Origin of the sequence: Agromyces subbeticus DSM 16689 (assembly GCF_000421565.1) — a bacterium.
GTDB lineage: Bacteria > Actinomycetota > Actinomycetes > Actinomycetales > Microbacteriaceae > Agromyces > Agromyces subbeticus.
The window spans coordinates 1-20509 of sequence record NZ_ATXG01000028.1 but is presented as its reverse complement, the minus strand read 5'-3'; the positions used below and the strand labels follow the sequence as shown (position 1 = coordinate 20509).

Sequence of the window (20509 nt, the reverse complement as noted above, 5' to 3'; positions counted from 1 at the left end):
AAAGACCGTGCGTGCATCGACGAGTGCCCGGTCGACTGCATCTACGAGGGTGAGCGTTCGCTCTACATCCACCCCGACGAGTGCGTCGACTGCGGGGCCTGCGAGCCGGTCTGCCCCGTCGAGGCGATCTACTACGAAGACGACCTGCCCGACCTGTGGGCCGACTACTACAAGGCCAACGTCGAGTTCTTCGAGCTCTCCCCGGGCGGCGCTCCTCCGCTCGGCTCGCCCGGCGGCGCCGCGAAGTCTGGCGTGCTCGCCTACGACCACCCCGTGGTGGCTTCGCTGCCCCCGCAGGCCGAAGGCGCGCACGACTGATCCCGCGCCGACGACCGGTCGGCGATGTCGTGCCGATGTCGGTGCTGCGCACTATCGTGAAGCCTTGTGCCTGCTCCTGTCATCGTCGCCACCGACCTCGTGAAGCGCTATGGGGAGTTCGCCGCCGTCGACGGCATCTCCTTCGAGGTCGCACCCGGTGAGTCCTTCGGGCTGCTCGGCCCCAACGGTGCCGGCAAGTCCACGACCATGCGCATGGTCGGCGCGGTGTCGACCCGCACCGGCGGAGACCTCTCGATCCTCGGGCTCGATCCCGACCGCCACGGGCCCGAGATCCGCTCCCAGCTCGGGGTCGTGCCGCAGTCCGACAACCTCGACACCGAGCTGCGGGTGCGCGAGAACCTCCTCGTCTACGGGCGCTACTTCGGCCTGCCGGGCAAGCTCGTGGCGCAGCGCGCCGACGAGCTGCTCGCGTTCGCGCAGCTCGAAGAGAAGGCGGCCGCAAAGGTCGAATCGCTCTCGGGCGGCATGAAACGCCGACTCACGATCGCCAGAGCCCTCATCAACGACCCGCGGCTCCTGCTGCTCGACGAGCCCACCACCGGGCTCGACCCGCAGGCGCGCCACATCCTGTGGGATCGTCTCTTCCGGCTGAAGGAGCAGGGCACCACGCTGCTGCTCACGACCCACTACATGGACGAGGCCGAGCAGCTGTGCGACCGCATCGTGGTGGTCGATGAGGGTTCGATCATGGCCGAGGGCACCCCGGCCGAGCTCATCCGGCGCTACTCGTCGCGCGAGGTGCTCGAGGTGCGCTTCGGCTCCGATCGCAACGCCGAGGCCGCCGAACGGCTCGCCGGCCTCGGCGACCGCACCGAGGTGCTGCCCGACCGCATCCTCATCTACAGCGCCGACGGCGAGGCCGAGCTCGAGCGCGTCATCGACGCGGGCCTGCACCCGATCACGAGCCTCGTGCGCCGATCGAGCCTCGAAGACGTGTTCCTGCGGCTCACCGGGCGGAGCCTCATCGAATGAGCAGCGAGTCCACGCCGCGGCCGGGGCACGACGTAGCGAGCGCGCAGTCGACGGATGCCGCGGCTGACGCAGGGCGTACCGCGCTCGCCGGCGGCATCCGCCCCAGACGCTTCGGTGCCTGGTACGTCGCCGAGCACCGCTTCCGGGTCATGCGGTCCTACCTGCAGACCGTCATCGCCACTGGCATCGGCAACCCGATCATCTACCTCTACGCCATGGGGGTCGGCCTCGCCACGCTCGTCGACCAGAACCTCGGCGACGACGCCGTCGACGGCGTCGGTTACCTGGCGTTCGTGGCTCCGGCGCTGCTCGCGAGCGCTGCGATCACGGTGGCATCTGAAGAGTTCACCTACCCGGTCATGCTCGGCTACAAGTGGAATCCGATCTTCTTCGGCATGAACGCCTCTCCCTTGCGCCCGACGCAGATCGTCGACGGCATCGTGATCTCGGTGACCATTCGCATGCTCGTCACGTGCGGCATCTACTTCGCGTTCATGCTCGTCTTCGGCGCAGTGCCGTCGCCGCTCGGATTCCTCGCGATCTTCGCCGCGCTGCTCACGGGCCTCGGCTTCGGCGCGCTGCTCATGGGCTACGCGTCCACGCTCGAAGAAGACACGGGGCAGCTCGCCATGGTCATGCGCCTCGTGGTGCTGCCCATGACGCTCTTCTCGGGCACCTTCTTCCCGCTCTCGCAGTTTCCGATCTGGTTGCAGTGGATCGGCTGGATCTCACCGCTCTGGCATGGCACCGAGCTGTCCCGGGTGTTCACCTACGGCTACGCCGAACCGATCTGGCTGACCGTCGCGCACGTGCTCTACCTGCTGGCGCTCTTCGTGCTCGGCTGGGCGTGGGCGCGTCGCGTGGCCGTTCGGAGGCTGAACCGATGAGCGCCGAGCGAGTCGACGAGTCGGCACCGGCTGCGGCGACGCAGCGCCCGGTGCGATCGCTCTACGCGGGCAACGCGCGTTCGGTGATGTTCCGCGGCTGGCGGGCCACTCGCAGCACCAACTGGCTCGTCATGCTGTCGGGCTTCTTTGAGCCGATCTTCTACCTGCTCTCGATGGGCATCGGCCTCGGGGCGCTCGTCGGCACGGTGACGACCACGAGCGGCGAAGAAGTGCCCTACGCCGCCTTCATCGCACCCGCGCTGCTCGCCGTCGCGGCGATGAACGGCGCCATCTACGACTCGACGTGGAACGTCTTCTTCAAGATGCAGTTCGCCAAGCTCTACGAGGGCATGCTCGCGACCTCGCTCGGCCCGCTCGACGTCGCGCTCGGCGAGATCCTGCTCGCGCTGCTGCGCGGGGCGCTGTACGCGATCGGCTTCATGTTCGTCATGCAGGTGCTCGGCTTGAACCTCTCGTGGTGGGCGCTCCTCGCACTGCCGGCCGTGCTGCTCATCGCCTTCGGCTTCGCGAGCGTCGGCATGGCCATCACGAGCTACATGAAGACCTTCCAGCAGATGGACTGGATCAACTTCGTCATGCTGCCGATGTTCCTGTTCTCGGCGACGTTCTACCCGCTCTCGGTGTACCCGCAGTACATCCAGTGGGTCATCCAGGCCCTCCCGCTCTGGCACGGCGTCGAGCTCGTGCGCGGCCTCACGACGGGTGACGTCGGGCCGATCATGCTCGTGCACGTGCTCTACTACCTCGTGATGATCGCGATCGGGCTCGCCTTCACGACCAAGCGACTGCGCGCGCTCTTCCTCGATTGAGCCGGCTCGCGTGACGGCCGGCGCGTGTTTCCGTGTGTGACGGGCGGCCGCGACATCCGCTCGATGCGCGCGTAACGTGGCGCGCATCCACCACCGAGGAGCCATCATGCCGCATCGCGAACCGCACACGCCCACCGAGCCGCACGCCGGCACGGTCATGGGCATGCGCGGGTGCGAGAGCGCTGCGGAGTGCCGGAGCGATCGACCGGGGCACCGGCTGCACGCGATGCAGGAGCGGCTCGCCGGCGTCACGGCGAGCAAGTGGATCGACGCGATCGTGGTCGAGACCGGCGACGACGGGTTCGCGACCGTCGCCGATTTCGCGCACGACCGACTGCGCCGGGTCTGGCACCACGACGCCTTCGATGGCGTGCTGGTCGTGGGCGCACCGGTCGCGGTTCACGACGTCTACGGCGTGCTCGCACACGGTGGCCGCCGCTTCAGCGTCGCGGCGGCCTAACCGCTCAGCCGCCCGAGGCGGCCTGAGCCGCGTCACGCCATCGGCATCGCCTCGCTCATCGAGCCCATCATCTTCTCCATCGCCATGACGGCCTGATCGCACGCCATCGCGCACATGCGGCAGTGCTCGCTCATCTCGGCGTGCATCATGCACTCGGTCGAACAGGCACGCGCCATCATCACGGTCGACTGCATCATCGACATCATGACCTGCATGTCCCAGCCGTGCATGCGCAGCATCATGCGCATCATCGTGTCGCACATGTCGGCGCAGTTCGCGCAGAGGCTCGCGCAGCGGCCCATGCCCTCGCCCGCATCGGCGTCGGCGCACATCACGCACGCCTGCATGCACGCGGAGAGGGCCTCCATACACTCCTGCATCATCGCCGGATCGATGCCCTGCATGGGCATCTCCGACGACGACATCGCGCCCTTCATCATGTCCATCGTCATGTTCACGCTCGACCGCCGTCCCCGGGCGCCGAGCGTCGACGGTGCGCCGGCGGATGACTCGGCAGCCCTGTTCGGTGCCATGCTACGCCGGGCGACTCGGGCCGAGAAGGGCCGCCGGGATGTCAGTCGGCCCGAGCGCGACCGGCCTCGAGCACGACCACCCGATCGCATGCCGCGATGGTCGACGGACGATGGGCGATGACGAGCGTCGCCCGCTCACTCGGCTGGCGAAGGAAGCTCCCGATCACGGCGTCGGCCTCGTCATCGAGGGCGGCGGTCGCCTCGTCGAGGATCAGGACGCGCGGGTCGACGACGAGGGCTCGCGCGATTGCGACCCTTGCGCGCTGGCCTCCCGACAGGCCGGCTCCGAGCTCGCCGACGGGCGTCGCGAGCCCGTCGGGCAGGCCGGCGTCCGGGCTCAGGATGCCGGCCTGCGCCGCGGCGCGTTCGAGCACCTCGGTCGATGCCGCCGGATCGCCGAGGCGCAGGTTGCTCGCGATCGTGCCGCTGAGCAGCGGCGCTCCCTGCGGCACGGCGCTGACGAGGCGGCGGAGCCGGTCATCGGCCAGTGCCGGCAGGGGGCGACCGCCGACGAGGATGCTGCCGGAGTCGGGATCCCAGAACCTCAGGGCGAGGCGGGCGCACGTGCTCTTGCCCGCGCCGCTCGCGCCGACGAGCGCGACGGTCTCGCCCGGGCGCACGGCGAACGAGAGCGCATCGAGCACGAGCGGGGCATGCGGGTGGTAGCGGAACCCGACGTCACGGAACTCGAGCCCCGCGTCGCTCGCTTCGAGCTGGCTCGCAGTATTGCCCGCGTCGACGACCGACGGCGGGCGGTCGAGGATCTCGAGCACTCGGCGGCTCGACTCCCGCAGGGTGCCTCCGTTGCGCAGCAGGTCGGCTATCTGCGCCGCCGGCAGGAGCGCGGCGGTCGCGATGGTGAACGCGAGCGGGGTGAGCGATGGGGGCACGGTGTCGATGCGGGCGATGACGACCGCGATCGCGCCGAGTCCGGCGAGTGCGAGCAGGGCGTCGGATGCCGCTCGCTCGATGCCGGCGCGGGAGGCGATGCGCGTCTGCACCCGCGCCAGCGCGGCGTCGTCGGCACCGATACCCGTGCGCCGGGCGTCGAGTGCGCCGGCGTGACGCAGCTCGCGCAGTCCCTGCACCGCCTCGACGAGGTCGGCGCGCAGCGCTGCACGACGCGTCGAGAGCTCCTTCGCTCGCGCGTCGACCCGGCCCGTGGCGATGAACGGCACGGCGACCGCCATCACGAACAACGGCAGCCAGACGAGCAGCAGCAGCGGGGAGATGGCGACGGACGCAATGGTCGTCACGAGGAGCATCACCGTGGCCGAGACCGTTTGCGCGACGGTGTGGGCGTAGAGCCACTCGAGCGTGTCGATGTCGGCGAGGGCGACGGCGGCGAGGTCGCCGCTGCGCCGGGCGTCGCGGCGGTCGGGAAGGCTCCGCCGGAGGGCGGTGAACACGCGATCGCGGAGCACTCCGATGAGGCCGTAGGCGAGGTCGTGGGAGACCAGCGACTCGCGCCACGTGGCGATCGCGACCACGATCGCGCCGACGCCGAGCAGCGCGGTCCACTCGGCGACGGGGGCCGGTTCGCCCGCGAGAGTGCGGCCGATGAGCAGGGCGAGACCCGCGGCCACGCCGAGCACGCCGAGGTGCACGACGAGGTTGGAGACGAGCGTTTCGACGAAGGGACGCGGCCGGGTCGCGATGATGGGCAGGAGTCTGCGCACGTGCCTCACCGGTGCGCTCCGGACGGCTCGGTGGTGGCATCGAGCGCATCCGACTCATCGAGTCGCGGCTCGACCGAGGTGACGCGGCCGCCTCGCATCGCGACGACGGTGTCGGCTCCGCGTGCCGCTGACGTGCGGTGCGCGATGACGATCCTCGTGCAGCCGATGCTCGACCGCTCGATGCCGTCGAGCACCCGGCGCTCGGTGTCGATGTCGAGCGCTGACGTAGCCTCGTCGAGCACCAGCACCGACGGTCGGGCGAGCAGGGCCCGCGCGATCGCGAGTCGCTGGCGCTGCCCGCCCGAGAGTTCGAGGCCGCCCTCCTGCAGTTCCGTTGCGTAGCCGCGGGGGAGCGAACGGATGAAGCCGTCGAGCTCGGCCGCCGTTGCCGCCGCCGAGACCTCGATGTCCGAGGCACCCGGCCGGTGCAGTGCGATGTTGTCGCGCACCGAGGCCGCGAACAGGAACGTGTCCTGCGCGACCACGACGACGCTCCGGTGCAGCGCGGCGAGGGAGTACCGTCGAAGGTCGCGGCCGTCGAGTTCGATGACGCCCTGGTCGGCATCGAACTCGCGGAGCAGCAGCCGGGCGATCGTGCTCTTGCCCGACCCCGACGGCCCGATCACGACTGTCGTCGAGCCGGGCTCGATGCGCAGGTCGACCCCGCTGACGCCGCGTCCGCCCTCGGGATGCGCGAAGGCGACCGCGCGAAACGTCACCGCCGACCCCAGAGATGCCGGCACGTCATGGCGCCCGAGATCGGGCACCGGCGGGCTCGCACCGAGCAATTGCTCGAGATCGTCGACGGCTGAGAGCCCGAGGTAGCCGGCGTGCCAGTGACCCGCGAGCTCCGAGAGCGGACGGAAGCACTCGCGGGCGAGCAGGAGCACGGCGATGACCGCCTCGCCGCGGATGGCTCCGCCCGCGAACTCGATGGCGGCCGCGCCGACGGCGGCAACGGTGCCGAGCTGCACGACGAGGGAGCTGAGCCCCGACTCCACGAGCGAGACCCGCAGCTGCGCCATCGTCTGCGCGTGCAACTGCGCCGACCGGTGGTTCACGCGCTCGCCGACGCGGGCGCCGGCGCCGAAGGCCCGCAGTAGCGGAACCGACTGCGTGGCCTCGAGGAACTCGCTCGACAGCTGCTCGAATCGGCGCCATCGGCTGCGTCCGTTGCCGAGCAGTCGAGCATCCCAGAAGCGCGGCGCCGCAACCGCGATCGCGACGGCGACGGCGAGCACGATGCCGGCGGCGGGCGCCGTGAACGCCACGAGCACGGCGATACTGAGCGGCACCAGCGTCACGATCGCGAGTTGCGGCAGGTAGCGGGAGTAGTACGCGTCGAGGCCGTCGACGCCGTCGACGAGCAACGAGGTCGCCGCGCCCGCCCTGGCGTTCAGGGGGTGGGACGGGCCGAGTGCGGAGAGACGGCTGAGCAGTCGATCGCGGAGCCGGATGCGCACGGCGATGCCGCAACGGGCGGCCACGATCTCGCGGAGCCACAGCACGCCGGTGCGAACGGCGACGATGAGGAGCAGGGCGGGCGCCGACGTGGCCGCAGCCGCGACATCGCCGCGGATGAGTGCGGCGAGGGTCGCCGCCACCTGCAGCGCGAACAGCACGTGGCCGATCGTGACCAGGAGCGTCATCATCGCCACGAGGGCGATGCGCCCCGGCACCAGGCCGGCGAGCTGCAGGAGACGGCGGTGGATCATCCGGCGAAGGCGTCGGGGTGCAGCGCCTCGGCGATCCGTCGAACGAGCGCGACGTTGCCGAGCGTTCCGGGGAACGTGTCCGCGGCCGAGACGGCGATCAGCCGGTCGTTCGCGACGGCCGGCAGATCGGGGAACGTGGCCGTCAGGTAGTCGCGCGTGGCCTGCTCCTGCGCCGGATTGCTCGCCGAGAACACGATCGCGTCGGGCGCCTCGACCGCGAGCGCCTCGGGGCTGATCTGGGCCGCGAAGAAGTCCGAGAACGCGTCGTCGTCGGGTCCGAACACGTTGTCGGCTCCGGCGAGTCGCAGAATGTCGTACTCGATGCCGGCGCCGATCGCCGAGAGCGTCGTGCCCTCGACGTAGACCTGAGCCACCTTCGGCTTGTCGAGCCCGTCGATCGCGGCGGCGACGGTGTCGAGTTCGGTCTGGGCCGCGGAGATCATGGCGGCGGCCTCGTCTTCGACCTGGAAGATGCGACCGAGGTTCTCGAGGTCGACGAAGAGGTCGTCGACCGTGCCCTCCATGCGACGGTCGAAGCACCCGCCGGTCGCGACGTAGGCGTCGACGCCGGATTCCTCGAGCTGATCGAGGCTCGCGAAGCCCTGCTCGGCGGTGAACTCGTAGGTGGTCGGCGAGTAGACGAAATCGGGATGCACCACGAACAACTCCTCGCGAGCGGGAGGCTGCGCGTCGCTGAGCACGGGGATGTCGGCCGCGAGCTCGGCGAGGTCGGCGGGCAGCGCCGTCGTGTCGACCTGGGCCTGCCCGACCATGCGGTCGACGAGCCCGAGGCGAAGGAGCAGCTCGGTCTGCGACGGACTCATGCCGACGACGGCTGCCGGCACACCGGTGATGGTCAACTCGCGTCCGCAGTTCTCGATGGTCAGCGAGGTGTCGTCGCTCTCTGTGGTGCCGTCGGTGCTGGCTGCGACGCCGGCACCGCAGCCGGTCAGGAGCAGGAGGGACGTCGTTGCTCCGACGAGACCGATCGCTCGAGTGCGGCGGCGGCGAGTGAGGGCGTTCGGGTGATTCATGAGTTCTCCAGAGTTCGTTCGGGTCGGTGGGCGGACGGTGCGGGGCGGGCGAAGGCGAGCACGGAGTCGCCGCTGGCGGGGTCGAGCACATGGCGGGCGTCGACGGCGAAGACCTCGCGCACGAGCTCGGGGGTGAGGATGTCGCGTGGCGGACCGAACGCGACGAGCGCCCCGTCGCGCATCACCGCGACCTCGTCGCAGTGCGTGACCGCGAGGTTGAGGTCGTGCAGTGCGGCGATCACCGTGCGGCCGAAGGTCGTCACGAGGTGCATGAGCTCGAGCTGGTGCGAGATGTCGAGATGATTCGTGGGCTCGTCGAGCACGAGCACCGGGCCGTTCTGCGCGAGCGCTCGTGCCAGCATCACGCGCTGCTTCTGGCCGCCCGAGAGCTCGCCCACCATGCGATCGATCAGTTCGAGCGAGTCGACCCTGCGCAACGCCTCGGTCGCGATGTGCAGGTCATCTGCGGTATCCCGGCCGAAGGAGCCATGGTGCGGCGCGCGACCGAGCAGCACGAGCTCGAGCACGGTGAGATCGAACTCGGTCGACGACTCCTGCAGCATGACGGCGACGGTGCGGGCGAGTTCGCGACGTGGCATGCCGAGCACGTCGTCGCCGTCGAGCGTCACCCGCCCTGCTGAGGGCCGGCAGCCGCGGTAGAGCGTGCGCAGCAGGGTCGACTTGCCGCTCCCGTTCGGTCCCAGAATGCCGACGAAATGCCCAGAGGGCACGGCCACGCTCACCTCGCGCAAGACCGGCGTGCCGCCGAGCGTCACGCTGACGGACTCGAAATCGACCCTCATCGATCGAATCCCGCACGAGTCGCGCTACCGCGGCGCATCAGCCACAGGAAGAAGGGCGCCCCGACGAAGGCCGTGAGGATGCCGAGCGGGATCTCGGTCGGTGCGGCGACCGTGCGGGCGAGCAGGTCGGCGACCATGAGGAACAGCCCGCCGCCGAGCACGGTCACCGGCAGCATTCTGCGATGGTCGGAGCCGACGAGGATCCGGGCGACGTGCGGGATGACGAGCCCGACGAAGCCGATGCCGCCGCTCACCGAGACGATGACTCCCGTCAGGAGCGAGGCGACCACCAGCAGCAGCCCGCGAAGCCGGGTGACGTTCACGCCGAGCGACGTGGCCGATTCGTCGCCGGTGAGCAGGGCGTTCATCGACCGGGCCTGGGTGGCGACGATGAGGCACGCGACGACGACGGCGATGATCGGCGCCGGAAGGCTCGACATGGTCGCGGCGGAGACGCTGCCGAGCAGGAAGAACAGCACACTCACGACGTTCTGCGCCTCGGTCGTGATGGTCAGGTAGCTCGTGATCGCGCTGAACAGGGTGCCGAGGGCGACGCCGGCGAGAATCATCCGCGTCGGCGAGAGCCGGCCTCCCTGCTGGGCGAGCAGCGTGACGAGCGCGCTCGCGACGAGGGCGCCGGCGAACGCCGCCGCGCTGAGCGAGAGACCCGCGACTGCCGTCGAGCCGAGCACGATCACGAGCACCGCGCCGACGCTCGCGCCCGACGAGACGCCGAGCACGTAGGGGTCGGCCAGCGGATTGCGCACCACCACCTGCATGATCGCGCCGGCGAGGGCGAGCCCGGCGCCGGCGAGCCCGGCCAGCAACGCTCTCGGCAGACGGAACTGCCAGACGGCCTGGTCCTGCAGCGTCGTGAGGCTGCCGTCCGACATCCAGGGCAGCCCGGGCACGAGGTGCCCGAGCGTGATGCGGGCGGCATCGAGCACGCCGACCTCGACCGTGCCGATCGCGCCCGAGAGCACCAGCACCACCACGATCGCGGCCGCGAGAGTCGCATTCAGCGCGGTGACCGAGGTGCGTCCGCGCCCGCGCGTGGCGGGCGACGTCGTCGACGGTGCGCGCTCGGGTGTCGGCGCAGCGGGGGGAGCGGAGATCACGGCGGCCTCTCGATTCGGATCTCCGCAACCGTATCGATAATGGTTATCAAACTCAAAACTGATGCAACGAGCGCCGCAGCGAATGACAGAGGGGCGGATGCCGCAGCATCCGCCCCTCGAATCAGTCGTGCGTCTCGGCTACAGCACCGCCGACGCCTCGAGGCTCGCGGCCTCGCTGTCTGCGGCCTCGTAGTCGACGTCCTTCGTCTCCTTCGAGACCACGAGGGCGACGAGCGTCAGCACGGCCATCACCGAGAGGTAGACGCCGACCCAGAACGGGCTGCCGCCACCGGCCGCCCAGAGCGCGGTGCCGATGAACGGCGCAACGGCCGCGCCGAGGATCGACGAGACGTTGTACGAGATGCCCGAACCGGTGTAGCGCACGTTGGTCGGGAACAGCTCGGGCAGGAGCGCACCCATCGGCCCGAACGTCATGCCCATGAGGGCGAAGCCGATGATGAGCCACGCCATGACGCCGACGAAGCCGGCGCCGAGCAGCGGCACCCAGGCGAGGCCGAACACGATGATGCCGAGCGTCACCCAGATGAGCGTCTTGCGGCGGCCCCAGCGGTCGGCCCACGGACCCGAGAGCAGCGTGAAGACGCCGAAGAACACGACACCGCCGATGAGCATGAGCACGAACGTCGTGTACGAGTAGCCGAGGCCTGCGACCGGCGCGTCGGTCGGCTTCGTGCCGTAGCCGAGCGAGAACGTGGTCATCAGGTAGAAGAGCACGTAGGTGGCCAGCATGAAGAACGTGCCGAGGATCAGCTGCTTCCAGTAGTTCTTGAAGACGCTCGCGAGCGGCAGCTTCGCGAGCTTGCCCTGCTTGGAGGCGTTCGAGAACGCGGTCGACTCCACGAGCCGCAGCCGCACCCAGAGCCCGACGACGACCATCACGGCCGAGAACAGGAACGGGATGCGCCAGCCCCAATCGAGGAACGCGGCGGAGGGGAGTGACGAGTTCGGGTCGTCCGACGGCAGCACCGCGGCGATGATGAGGAACAGGCCGTTGGCGATGATGAAGCCGATCGGTGCGCCGAGCTGCGGGAACGTGCCGTACCAGGCGCGCTTGCCGGCCGGCGCATTCTCGGTCGCCACGAGGGCAGCGCCCGACCACTCGCCGCCGAGGGCGAAGCCTTGCGCGATGCGCAGGATCACGAGCAACAGGGGAGCGAACCAGCCGACCATGAGGTAGGTCGGCAGCAGGCCGATCAGGAACGTCGCGATGCCCATCGTGAGCAGCGCCCCGACGAGCGTCGCCTTGCGGCCGTGCTTGTCGCCGAGGTGGCCGAAGATCACGGCGCCGACCGGGCGGGCGACCATGGCCGCACCGAAGACGGCGAACGACTGCAGCAGGGCGGTCGTCGGGTCGCCGGCCGGGAAGAAGAGGTGGGGGAAGACGAGCACCGCCGCGGTCGCGTAGACGTAGAAGTCGTAGAACTCGATCGTCGTGCCGATGAGGCTCGCGAAGATCACGCGGCTGCGGGGATTCGCCGGGGTTGCTGGTGCGGCGTTGGCCGCGGTGGATGTGGACATCGCTTGGGAGGACTCCATGAACGTGTGCGGAACGCTGGCTTCCGTGATGCGTCGGTCTGGCGTGAGCGCGGAGTCAGTGGGTGGAAGGCGTCGCTTGTGGCAACCGAAACAGCCTACGCGGCGCTCGCGCGGCAGCCACCCGGCGCTGTGAGCCTCTGCGCCGAACGGCGGCATCGACGCGGCGAACGGCGTGCGCCGGATGCATCGAACGACGGATGTCGCGGCATCCGCCCGTCGTTAGGCTGGCCCCATGGATACCCTGATCAGCATTCTGCACGTCGTCGGCGCCGTCTTCATCGTCGGCCCCATGGCGATCCTCCCGATGACCGCGATGCGTGCGGTGCGCGCCGGCAACGGTGCGCAGGTCGCAGTGCTCGCGAAGTCGACGACGATCTTCTCGTGGCTGTCGCTGCTCGTCTTCGTGCTGGGGTTCGGTGCGATGAGCCTCGCGCCCGACGAGTACGAGCTCTCGATCACGACGCCGTGGATCCTCTGGTCGATCATCCTCTACGTCATCGCGTTCGCGCTGACGGTGTTCGTCGTCGTGCCGTCGATGAAGAAGGCCGCCGCGGCGCTCGGCACGAGCGACGGCACGGATGCCGCGTCAGCGGGCTACCCGGCGATCGCAGCCGGCAGCGGCGTCGCGTCGCTGCTGCTCGTCGCGGTCGTGGTGCTCATGGTCTGGAAACCCTAGCTTCCCGTTCGCCGGTCGAGTAGCGAGCGCCAGCGAGTGTATCGAGACCCCGCGCCGGGTCTCGATACGCTCCTTCGTCGCTACTCGGCCGACGACAGGGTCTGCAGCACGCGGGCGGTCGCGATCGCGGCCTCAGCGGCCTCGCGACCCTTGTCCTCCTTCGAGCCGGGCAGGCCGGCCCGGTCGAGCCCCTGCTGCTCGTCGTCGAGCGTCAGCACGCCGAACCCGACGGGCTTGCCGGTGTCGAGCGCCACCCTCGTGAGCCCGTCGGTCGCGGCCGCCGAGACGTACTCGAAGTGCGGCGTGCCGCCGCGGATGATCACGCCGAGAGCGACCACCGCATCGGCGCCCTCTTCGAGGGCGGCCTTCGCGACGACGGGCAGCTCGAAGCTTCCCGGAACGCGCACGAGCGTGAAATCGGCACCGGATGCCTCGAGCGTGCGGGTTGCCCCTGCGATCAGGCCGTTCGTGATCTCGTCGTGCCAGCTGCCCGCGACGATGACGATCGTGAGACCGCGGCCGTCGACATCGAGCTCGGGGGATCCTGCTCCACTCATGATGGGTGTCCTTCCAGAAGGGTTTCGGCGGTGCCGTCGGTGAGTTGCTGGTCGTTGATCGTGTGGCCCATGCGGCGGCGCTTGGTGTCGAGGTAGCTGGAGTTGCCGAGGCCGACGCCGACGACGAGCGGCAGGCGCTCGCTCACGGCGATGCCGTGGGTCTCGAGCTGCCGCACCTTCTCGGGGTTGTTCGTGAGCAGGCGCACTCGCTCGATGCCGAGGTCGGTGAGGATCGCCGTAGCCGCGCTGTAGTCGCGCGCGTCGATCGGCAGCCCGAGCGCGAGGTTCGCGTCGAGCGTGTCGAGGCCGTCCTCCTGCAGTCGGTAGGCGCGCAGCTTGTTGATGAGGCCGATGCCGCGCCCCTCGTGGCCACGCAGGTAGACGACCACGCCGCCGTCGCGCTGGATCGTCTCGAGCGCAGCGTCGAGCTGCGGGCCGCACTCGCACTTCAACGAGCCGAACGCCTCGCCCGTGAGGCATTCGGAGTGTACCCGCACGATCGCGTCCTCGGGGGCTGCGGCCGGGTCGCCCGCGATGATCGCGACATGGTCGGCGCCCGTCGCACGATCGCGGTAGGCGCGCACCCGGAAGTCGCCGTGCTCGGTCGGCAGGGCCGTCTCGACCTCGAAGTCGACCGACGAGGATTCGGGCACCGCGGTGGCAGGTGACGCCGCGAGGAGTTCATCGACCGGGTGGCGCTGTTCGAGCCAGTCGATGAGCGCGGCAACGGTCGTCACGGGCAGGCCCTCGCGTTCGCCGAGCTCGAGCAGGCCGGGAAGCCGCATCATCTCGCCGTCATCGGCGACGATCTCGCCGATGACACCGACGGGGGAGAGGCCGGCGAGCCGCATGAGGTCGACCGCGGCCTCGGTGTGCCCTGCACGTTCGCGCACCCCACCGTCGACCGCGCGCAGCGGGATGACGTGGCCCGGCCGGATGAGCCGCTCGGGGGTCGCCGCCGGGTCGGCGAGCACCCGCAGGGTGTGCGCACGGTCGGAGGCCGAGATGCCCGTCGACGTGCGGTCTGCGGCATCGACGGTGATCGTGTACGCGGTGCCGCGTACGTCTTCGCTGCGCTCGGTCATGAGCGGCAGCGCGAGCCGGTCGGCGATCGCGTTGGGCATGGGGGCGCAGAGGTAACCGCTCGTGTGGCGCACCATCCACGCGATCCACTCCTGCGTGGCGAACTCGGCGGCCATGATGGCGTCGCCCTCGTTCTCACGGGCTTCGTCGTCGGCGACGATCACGGGCTTGCCTGCACGCAGCGCGTCGAGCACCTCGGGCATCGTGGCGAGGCTCATGCGACACCCCCGCTCGCCGCGCGCGGGCTCGAAACGGGCGCCGCCTGGAAGCCGATGATCGAGGACGTGCGCTCGGCCGGCTCGTCGCGCCGGAGCGCGTCGAACCGCAGCATGCGCTCGACCTGTCGGGCGAGGATGTCGGTCTCGATGTTGACCCGGTCGCCGACGACGCGAGCGCCGAGCGTCGTCGCCGTGAGCGTCTCGGGGATGAGGGAGACCTCGAACCACGATCCGTCCGGCTCGTCGCCGACGGCGCTCACCGTGAGCGAGACGCCGTCGACCGCGATCGAGCCCTTGTCGACCACGAGCGGCGCGTGGGCGAGGTCGAGCGAGAAGCGGATGACGCGCCACGCGTCGCCCGGCCGGATCTCGAGCACCTCGGCGGTGCCGTCGATGTGGCCCTGCACGATGTGCCCGCCGATGCGATCGCCGACCCGGGCGGCACGTTCGAGGTTGACGGCGAGCCCCTCGGCGGCGCCGTCGAGCGTCGACATCGCGAGGGTCTGCGCCATCACGTCGGCGGTGAAGCCCTCGTCATCGAAGTCGACGACCGTGAGGCACACGCCCGACACCGCGATGGAGTCGCCGTGCTTGGCGCCCTCGACGGCGAGCGGGCCGCGCACCGTGAGGCGTGCGGCGTCGGCGGTGCGCTCGACGCGGGTGACGGTGCCGAGCTCCTCGATGATTCCGGTGAACATGTCAGTTCCTCTCAGGGTCGGTGGTCGGGGCGTGCGCAGCACGTTCCGACACCGGGCGGGCGACGATCAGCAGGTCGTCGCCGAGTCGTTCGATGGTCGCGAAGTCGAGCCGCAGCGCCTCGTCGATCGAGGAGATGCCGAGCTCGCCGACCGCGAGGCGGGGACCGCCGATGAGGGCGGGGGCGAGGTACACGAGCACCTCGTCGACGAGGCCTGCGGCGATCATGGCGCTCGCGAGCGTCGGGCCGCCTTCGACGAAGAGCGAGCGGATGCCCCGGCGCGCGAGCTCCGCCAGGTCGGCGGCCAGATCGGTGCCGTCGAAGAACAGCGCAGCCTTCGGGTGACGGCTGATCGCGGCATCCGCCGGCACCTCGCGCCGGCCGAAGACGACGGGCACCGGCTGGCGCTCGAGCAGCTCGCCATCCGCGTCGCGCGCGGTGAGCGACGGGTCATCGGCGAGCACGGTGCCCGTGCCTGCCGCGATGGCATCGGCGACCGCGCGTCGCCGGTGCACGTCGATGCGGGCTTCGGGCCCGGTGATCCACTGGCTCGTGCCGTCGGCGGCGGCGGCGCGACCATCGAGGCTCGCCGCCCACTTCACGGTGACGTGGGGGCGGTGATGGCGGGCGGCGAAGAGCCAGTCGTCGAGCATCGCCTCGACCTCGTCGACGAGCACGCCGGCGGTCACGTCGACTCCGGCGGAGCGCAAGTGCTTGGCGCCGCCCGAGGAGTGCTCACCCGGGTCGGCGACCGCGTAGACGACGCGACTGATGCCGGCCTCGATGAGCGCGACGGCGCACGGCCCGGTGTGACCCGTGTGGTTGCAGGGCTCGAGCGTGACGATCGCCGTGGCACCGCGGGCGGCGCCGGGAGCGAGTCGGGTGAGGGCATCGACCTCGGCGTGCGCCGTGCCGGCGCCGCGATGCCAGCCCTCTGCGATGACGTCGCCCTTCGGCGAGAGGATCACGCAGCCGACCCGGGGGTTCACGCCGCGGGCAGGGCCGCGGAGAGCGAGTTCGAGCGCGCGGCGCATCGCCGCGACATCCGTCGCTGTGGGTTCGCCCGCACTCATCCGTGATCCTGTCTCAAGGCTCCGGGGTGCTCGGCGATGCCGACACGTCGACACTCACTCCGTCGGCAGCGCACAGCACAGCCGACTCGTGCGCCTCCCATCCGGACTTTCACCGTCGGTACCGGATTTCCACCGGTTCGACCACAGGTGCGGGGCCTCTCGGCCTCGCGCTCGCAGTTCGCGGACTATCACCGCCGGTTCGGACTTACACCGACCCCGGAGCACGTTTCTCACTCGATTCTAGATCAACACCTGCGGCACGCTGCTATTCCCCGTCGCCGGGCGACTCGACGAGCGCGCGGGCCGTGCCCTCGTCGACGATGAGGTCGGTGATGAGTCCGGCCGCGAGGGCGCCGCGAAGGCTTGCGAGCTTGGCGCGGCCCGAGACCACGCAGACCCGACGGGGCGCCCGTCGCAGCACGGCGAAGTCGGGACCGGTCGCACGTTCGTTCAGCGCGATGCCGTCGGTCGAGCCGTCGGCGCGGTAGAAGACCGTCGCGACGTCGCCCACCGCGCCGTCTCGCGAGAGCGCCTCGTAGTCGGCGCGCTCGAGATAACCGCCTTGGTAGACGTGGCTCGGCACCTCGGCGAACGGGGAGCCGACGCCGAAGAGCGCGACATCCATGCCCGCCTGCACTTCGAGCAGGCGACGCGTGCTGCGTTCGCGCCAGAATGCGCGTCGCGTCTCGGGGTCGTCGAAGAACGCCGGCACCGGGAACTGCTGCACCCGTGCGCCGAACGCGTCTCCGAAGCGGCGCAGCAACTCGCTCGCGTAGACGATGCCGGTCGTGCGGCCGTTGCCGGCGCCGTTCAGCTGCACGACCTCGGAGTTGTGGGTGGCCTTGGGAACGAGGTGGCGGCTCATGGCGCTCATGGTCGAGCCCCAGGCGACGCCGATGGTCTGGTTCGAGTCGATGAAGCGGCCGAGAATTCGTGCAGCCGAGAGGGCGACTCGGTCGAGTCGATCGACGTCGCTCGCGTGGTCGGGCACGGGAATCACGTGGGCGCCGACCTCGAAGCGCTCGAGGATCTCGTGCTCGATACGGCTCGGCAGGTCGAGCGGCGAGTGGATCGAGATCTCGACGAGACCGCTCGCACGAGCGTGGCTGAGCAGGCGCGACACCGAGGATCGCGAGGTGTGCAGCTCGTGGGCGATGGCATCCATCGTGAGGTCCTGCATGTAGTAGAGGTGCGCCGCCCGCAGCGCGTCGCGCATCTTGCCCGACACCGTCTCGGCGCCCTCGGCGGGGCGCGCGGCTTGCTGTTCGATCATCCTGGCCATCCTTGCACGTTTGTTCACCCGGCTTGCAAGTTCGTTCCGCCGTGTTCACGATGTATTCATCCACATCAGGCATGCTCATGCAAGCCGCCGTTCCACACCGAGAGGACAGCGATGTCTCCGCAGCAGACGACTCCGAACCAGCCCCGCCCACACTCGAGCGGCGAGCGAGCGGATGTCGCGGCCCTTCGCACCCGGCCGCAGGCCTCCGTGCTCGTGATCGGGGCCGGTATCAACGGCATCGCGACGTTCCGCGATCTCGCCCTGCAGGGCGTCGACGTGGTGCTCGTGGAGCGCGGCGACTTCGTCTCGGGGGCGTCGTCGGCCTCGTCGCACATGATCCACGGCGGCATCCGCTATCTCGAGAACGGCGAGTTCCGCCTCGTGAAGGAATCGGTGACCGAGCGCAACGCCCTCATCCGCATCGCGCCGCACTACGTGAAGCCGCTCGAGACGACCGTGCCGATCTTCTCCACATTCTCGGGCATCCTCTCCGCCCCGCTGCGCTTCCTGACCCACAAGGCCGGCAAGCCCACCGAGCGCGGTGCCGCCCTGATCAAGACGGGCCTGACGATCTACGACGCGTTCTCACGTGACGGCGGCTCGGTGCCGCGCCACCGTTTCCACGGCCGCTCGCGTTCGCTCGCCGAGCTGCCCGCCCTGAACCCGGGCGTGAAGTACACCGCGACGTACTACGACGCGAGCATGCACGACCCCGAACGGCTCGCGCTCGACGTGCTCTTCGACGGCCTTGCGGCCGGACCGCACGCACGCGCCGCCAACTACCTCGAAGCCGTCGGCATGGGTGAGCAGGGTGTGCGGGTGCGCGACACGCTCACCGGCGCTGAGTTCGACCTCGCCGCCGATGTGGTCGTGAACACCTCGGGCCCGTGGACCGACCTCACCAACGAGGGCCTCGGCCGCGCGACCGCCTTCATGGGTGGTACGAAGGGATCGCACATCGTGCTCGACAACGACGAGCTGCTCGCCGCGACCGCCGGCCGCGAGATCTTCTTCGAGCACGAAGACGGTCGCATCGTGCTGATCTACCCGCTCAAGGGCAAGGTCATGGTCGGCACGACCGATCTCGAGCACGACATGCGCGAGCCCGCCGTGTGCACCGAGGCCGAGGTCGACTACTTCTTCGAGCTCATCGCGCACGTTTTCCCAGCCGTGCCCGTCGACCGCTCGCAGATCGTCTACCGCTTCTCGGGCGTGCGCCCCCTGCCGCGTCACGACGACGAGGCGCCGGGCTTCGTCTCGCGTGACTACCGCATCGAGCGATCGGATGTCGCGGAGCGTCCGGGCACCACGCTGCTGAGCCTCGTCGGCGGCAAGTGGACCACCTTCCGCGCCCTCGCCGAGCACCTGTCCAACGAGGTCCTCGGACTCCTCGGCAGTGCCCGCACGCGTTCGACCGTCGGCCGCGCGATCGGCGGCGGCGCCGGGTATCCGACGACCGACGGCGCGCGCCGGGTGTGGCTCGCGTCCCACGGCGACGAGATCGGCCGTGCCCGCGCCGAGCAACTGCTCGAGCGCTACGGCACTCGCGCCGAGGCGTTCATCGCCTCGATGGAGGGCGAGCGCGACGAGCCCCTCGAGCACCACGCGGGCTACAGCCGTGGCGAGATCGCCTGGCTCGTCGGCACCGAGCGCGTCGTGCACCTGAGCGACGTGGTGCTGCGCCGCACGAGCATCGCCTTCACCGGTGCGCTCACGGCACCGCTCCTCGACGAACTCGCCGCGATCGCCGGCACCGAGCTCGGCTGGGACGCCGAGCGGCGGTCGGCCGAGGTCGCCGCGACCCGAGAGCTGCTCGCGTCGCGCCACGGCGTCGTGCTCGAACAGCTCGTCGGCTGAGCACCGTCGATCGAGTAGCGAGCGCCAGCGAGCGTATCGAGATCTCGTGACGGGATCTCGATACGGCCCTGGCGGGCCTACTCGACCGGCGGCGCCGAAACTGCACGCATGTGCACGCGAAATCGCGGTGCCGGGCGGTCAACCCTCGATACCGTTTTTCGGGGCCACTGCCCCGCACATTCTGAAAGAAGGTCAATGTGGACAATCTCGGTCTCGTCTTCCTCTCCGAAGTCGTCGGCACGGCGATGCTCGTGCTCCTCGGCTGCGGCGTCGTCGCGAACGTCATCCTCGCCAAGACGAAAGGCCTCGGCGGCGGCACGCTCATGATCAACATCGGCTGGGGCCTCGCGGTCTTCGCCGGTGTCATCGTGTCGTACGCTTCCGGCGCGCACCTGAACCCCGCCGTGACCGTGGGCCTCGTGGCCAACGGCGCCGAGGAGTTCGGCTCGGGCGTCCCGGTGAACCCCATCTCGGTGGCCACCTACATCGGCGCGCAGATGCTCGGTGCGTTCCTCGGTGCGATCGCCTGCTGGCTCGCCTACAAGCAGCACTTCGACGCCGAGCCCGAGGCCGGCAACAAGCTCGGTGTCTTCTCGACCGGCCCCGCCATCCGCAGCTACGGCTGGAACCTCGTCACCGAGTTCATCGGCACGTTCGTGCTGGTCTTCGTCGTGATCGGCTTCGGCGGCGGTCGCCAGGGCGACGGCGGCCTGGCCGCACTCGGTGCGCTCCCCGTCGCGCTCCTCGTGATCGTGATCGGCACCTCGCTCGGTGGCCCGACCGGCTACGCGATCAACCCCGCGCGTGACCTCGGACCGCGCATCGCGCACTTCCTGCTGCCGATCAAGGGCAAGGGCGGCAGCGACTGGTCGTACTCGTGGGTGCCCGTGGTCGGTCCACTGCTCGGCGGTCTCGCTGCCGGCTGGGCGGCGATCCCGCTGCTGCCGCTGCTCGGCTGAGCCCGCGGCATCCGCTCTTCTCCTCATCGTTCACTGACAGCAACGGAGTTCTCAGATGGCTGACTACATTCTCGCGATCGACCAGGGCACGACCTCGTCGCGCGCGATCATCTTCGACAAGGCCGGATCGATCGTCTCGACCGGGCAGCTCGAGCACGAGCAGATCTTCCCGAAGGCCGG

Annotated in this window: 21 protein-coding genes and 1 riboswitch; of the genes, 9 read left to right on the top strand and 12 right to left on the bottom strand. The window is 70.0% G+C overall.

What is annotated here, in order from left to right; translation table 11 throughout:
* The 5 genes from fdxA to H521_RS24685 all read left to right on the top strand — a co-directional run.
* The coding region (gene fdxA, locus H521_RS0120310; RefSeq protein ID WP_022894834.1) for a ferredoxin at positions 1–318 on the top strand (318 nt) is incomplete at its 5' end.
* A gap of 66 nt (positions 319–384) precedes the next feature.
* Complete coding sequence (locus H521_RS0120305) at positions 385–1311, top strand: ABC transporter ATP-binding protein (protein WP_022894833.1); 927 nt, start codon at positions 385–387, stop codon at positions 1309–1311.
* Positions 1308–2198: an ABC transporter permease gene (locus H521_RS0120300; RefSeq protein ID WP_084512767.1), complete on the top strand. Its 891-nt coding sequence runs from the start codon at positions 1308–1310 to the stop codon at positions 2196–2198. The genes H521_RS0120305 and H521_RS0120300 overlap by 4 nt, the downstream gene beginning before the upstream one ends.
* The gene (locus H521_RS0120295; RefSeq protein ID WP_026482536.1) at positions 2195–3028 is read left to right on the top strand and encodes an ABC transporter permease; all 834 of its coding nucleotides are present in this window, start codon (positions 2195–2197) and stop codon (positions 3026–3028) included. Before H521_RS0120300 ends, H521_RS0120295 begins: the two co-directional genes overlap by 4 nt.
* 106 nt (positions 3029–3134) lie before the next feature.
* Complete coding sequence (locus H521_RS24685; protein WP_156891625.1) at positions 3135–3488, top strand: hypothetical protein; 354 nt, start codon at positions 3135–3137, stop codon at positions 3486–3488.
* Between the two features lie 32 nt (positions 3489–3520).
* Here the strand turns inward: H521_RS24685 and H521_RS0120285 are convergent, their stop codons facing one another.
* The 7 genes from H521_RS0120285 to H521_RS24670 form a co-directional block, all read right to left on the bottom strand.
* Positions 3521–3940: a four-helix bundle copper-binding protein gene (locus H521_RS0120285; RefSeq protein ID WP_022894831.1), complete on the bottom strand. Its 420-nt coding sequence runs from the start codon at positions 3938–3940 to the stop codon at positions 3521–3523.
* A gap of 122 nt (positions 3941–4062) precedes the next feature.
* The gene (locus H521_RS24680) at positions 4063–5700 is read right to left on the bottom strand and encodes an ABC transporter ATP-binding protein (protein ID WP_211215527.1); all 1638 of its coding nucleotides are present in this window, start codon (positions 5698–5700) and stop codon (positions 4063–4065) included.
* Positions 5701–5705: 5 nt separating this feature from the next.
* Entirely contained in the window at positions 5706–7415 is a 1710-nt protein-coding gene (locus tag H521_RS24675; protein ID WP_022894829.1) for an ABC transporter ATP-binding protein/permease, read from the bottom strand.
* A complete protein-coding gene (locus tag H521_RS0120270; RefSeq protein WP_022894828.1) occupies positions 7412–8449 on the bottom strand; it encodes an ABC transporter substrate-binding protein in 1038 nt (345 codons plus the stop codon). The genes H521_RS24675 and H521_RS0120270 overlap by 4 nt, the downstream gene beginning before the upstream one ends.
* Complete coding sequence (locus H521_RS0120265) at positions 8446–9252, bottom strand: ABC transporter ATP-binding protein (protein ID WP_022894827.1); 807 nt, start codon at positions 9250–9252, stop codon at positions 8446–8448. Before H521_RS0120265 ends, H521_RS0120270 begins: the two co-directional genes overlap by 4 nt.
* On the bottom strand, positions 9249–10370 hold the full coding sequence (locus H521_RS0120260) for a FecCD family ABC transporter permease (protein ID WP_022894826.1): 1122 nt from the start codon (positions 10368–10370) through the stop codon (positions 9249–9251). Before H521_RS0120260 ends, H521_RS0120265 begins: the two co-directional genes overlap by 4 nt.
* A gap of 138 nt (positions 10371–10508) precedes the next feature.
* Positions 10509–11909 carry an MFS transporter gene (locus H521_RS24670; protein WP_040425151.1) on the bottom strand — a complete coding sequence of 467 codons (1401 nt, stop codon included), beginning with the start codon at positions 11907–11909 and terminating at the stop codon, positions 10509–10511.
* 250 nt (positions 11910–12159) lie between these two features.
* Between H521_RS24670 and H521_RS0120250 the strand changes: the two genes are divergently transcribed.
* A complete protein-coding gene (locus tag H521_RS0120250; protein WP_022894824.1) occupies positions 12160–12603 on the top strand; it encodes a DUF2269 family protein in 444 nt (147 codons plus the stop codon).
* A gap of 80 nt (positions 12604–12683) precedes the next feature.
* Here H521_RS0120250 and ribH read toward each other — a convergent pair whose 3' ends face one another.
* The 5 genes from ribH to H521_RS0120225 all read right to left on the bottom strand — a co-directional run bounded on the left by ribH (position 12684) and on the right by H521_RS0120225 (position 17504).
* The gene (gene ribH, locus H521_RS0120245; RefSeq protein ID WP_022894823.1) at positions 12684–13160 is read right to left on the bottom strand and encodes a 6,7-dimethyl-8-ribityllumazine synthase; all 477 of its coding nucleotides are present in this window, start codon (positions 13158–13160) and stop codon (positions 12684–12686) included.
* Complete coding sequence (locus tag H521_RS0120240; protein WP_022894822.1) at positions 13157–14461, bottom strand: bifunctional 3,4-dihydroxy-2-butanone-4-phosphate synthase/GTP cyclohydrolase II; 1305 nt, start codon at positions 14459–14461, stop codon at positions 13157–13159. The genes ribH and H521_RS0120240 overlap by 4 nt, the downstream gene beginning before the upstream one ends.
* Positions 14458–15159: a riboflavin synthase gene (locus H521_RS24665; protein ID WP_022894821.1), complete on the bottom strand. Its 702-nt coding sequence runs from the start codon at positions 15157–15159 to the stop codon at positions 14458–14460. The genes H521_RS0120240 and H521_RS24665 overlap by 4 nt, the downstream gene beginning before the upstream one ends.
* A 1-nt stretch (position 15160) precedes the next feature.
* Positions 15161–16231 carry a bifunctional diaminohydroxyphosphoribosylaminopyrimidine deaminase/5-amino-6-(5-phosphoribosylamino)uracil reductase RibD gene (ribD, locus tag H521_RS24660; protein ID WP_022894820.1) on the bottom strand — a complete coding sequence of 357 codons (1071 nt, stop codon included), beginning with the start codon at positions 16229–16231 and terminating at the stop codon, positions 15161–15163.
* An 85-nt stretch (positions 16232–16316) separates the two neighbouring features.
* A riboswitch (FMN riboswitch) is annotated at positions 16317–16459 on the bottom strand.
* 37 nt (positions 16460–16496) lie between these two features.
* A complete protein-coding gene (locus H521_RS0120225) occupies positions 16497–17504 on the bottom strand; it encodes a sugar-binding transcriptional regulator (RefSeq protein WP_022894819.1) in 1008 nt (335 codons plus the stop codon).
* A gap of 120 nt (positions 17505–17624) precedes the next feature.
* On the opposite strand from H521_RS0120225, the gene H521_RS24655 reads away from it, so the two are divergent.
* The 3 genes from H521_RS24655 to H521_RS25645 form a co-directional block, all read left to right on the top strand.
* A complete protein-coding gene (locus H521_RS24655; protein ID WP_022894818.1) occupies positions 17625–19370 on the top strand; it encodes a glycerol-3-phosphate dehydrogenase/oxidase in 1746 nt (581 codons plus the stop codon).
* 245 nt (positions 19371–19615) lie between these two features.
* Positions 19616–20329: an MIP/aquaporin family protein gene (locus H521_RS0120215; protein WP_051159374.1), complete on the top strand. Its 714-nt coding sequence runs from the start codon at positions 19616–19618 to the stop codon at positions 20327–20329.
* 55 nt (positions 20330–20384) lie between these two features.
* A partial coding sequence (locus H521_RS25645; protein WP_156891622.1) for an FGGY family carbohydrate kinase occupies positions 20385–20509 on the top strand: 125 nt, incomplete at its 3' end.

Coding starts and splice junctions, on each gene's coding strand:
- H521_RS0120265 (WP_022894827.1), bottom strand. CDS start 9,252: ATGAGGGTCGATTTCGAGTCCGTCAGCGTGACGCTCGGCGGCACGCCG.
- H521_RS0120215 (WP_051159374.1), top strand. CDS start 19,616: ATGCTCGTGCTCCTCGGCTGCGGCGTCGTCGCGAACGTCATCCTCGCC.
- H521_RS24670 (WP_040425151.1), bottom strand. CDS start 11,909: ATGTCCACATCCACCGCGGCCAACGCCGCACCAGCAACCCCGGCGAAT.
- H521_RS0120285 (WP_022894831.1), bottom strand. CDS start 3,940: ATGACGATGGACATGATGAAGGGCGCGATGTCGTCGTCGGAGATGCCC.
- H521_RS24665 (WP_022894821.1), bottom strand. CDS start 15,159: ATGTTCACCGGAATCATCGAGGAGCTCGGCACCGTCACCCGCGTCGAG.
- H521_RS0120250 (WP_022894824.1), top strand. CDS start 12,160: ATGGATACCCTGATCAGCATTCTGCACGTCGTCGGCGCCGTCTTCATC.
- H521_RS0120270 (WP_022894828.1), bottom strand. CDS start 8,449: ATGAATCACCCGAACGCCCTCACTCGCCGCCGCCGCACTCGAGCGATC.
- ribD (WP_022894820.1), bottom strand. CDS start 16,231: ATGAGTGCGGGCGAACCCACAGCGACGGATGTCGCGGCGATGCGCCGC.
- H521_RS0120295 (WP_026482536.1), top strand. CDS start 2,195: ATGAGCGCCGAGCGAGTCGACGAGTCGGCACCGGCTGCGGCGACGCAG.
- H521_RS0120300 (WP_084512767.1), top strand. CDS start 1,308: ATGAGCAGCGAGTCCACGCCGCGGCCGGGGCACGACGTAGCGAGCGCG.
- ribH (WP_022894823.1), bottom strand. CDS start 13,160: ATGAGTGGAGCAGGATCCCCCGAGCTCGATGTCGACGGCCGCGGTCTC.
- H521_RS0120225 (WP_022894819.1), bottom strand. CDS start 17,504: ATGATCGAACAGCAAGCCGCGCGCCCCGCCGAGGGCGCCGAGACGGTG.
- H521_RS24675 (WP_022894829.1), bottom strand. CDS start 7,415: ATGATCCACCGCCGTCTCCTGCAGCTCGCCGGCCTGGTGCCGGGGCGC.
- H521_RS0120240 (WP_022894822.1), bottom strand. CDS start 14,461: ATGAGCCTCGCCACGATGCCCGAGGTGCTCGACGCGCTGCGTGCAGGC.
- H521_RS24655 (WP_022894818.1), top strand. CDS start 17,625: ATGTCTCCGCAGCAGACGACTCCGAACCAGCCCCGCCCACACTCGAGC.
- H521_RS24685 (WP_156891625.1), top strand. CDS start 3,135: ATGCCGCATCGCGAACCGCACACGCCCACCGAGCCGCACGCCGGCACG.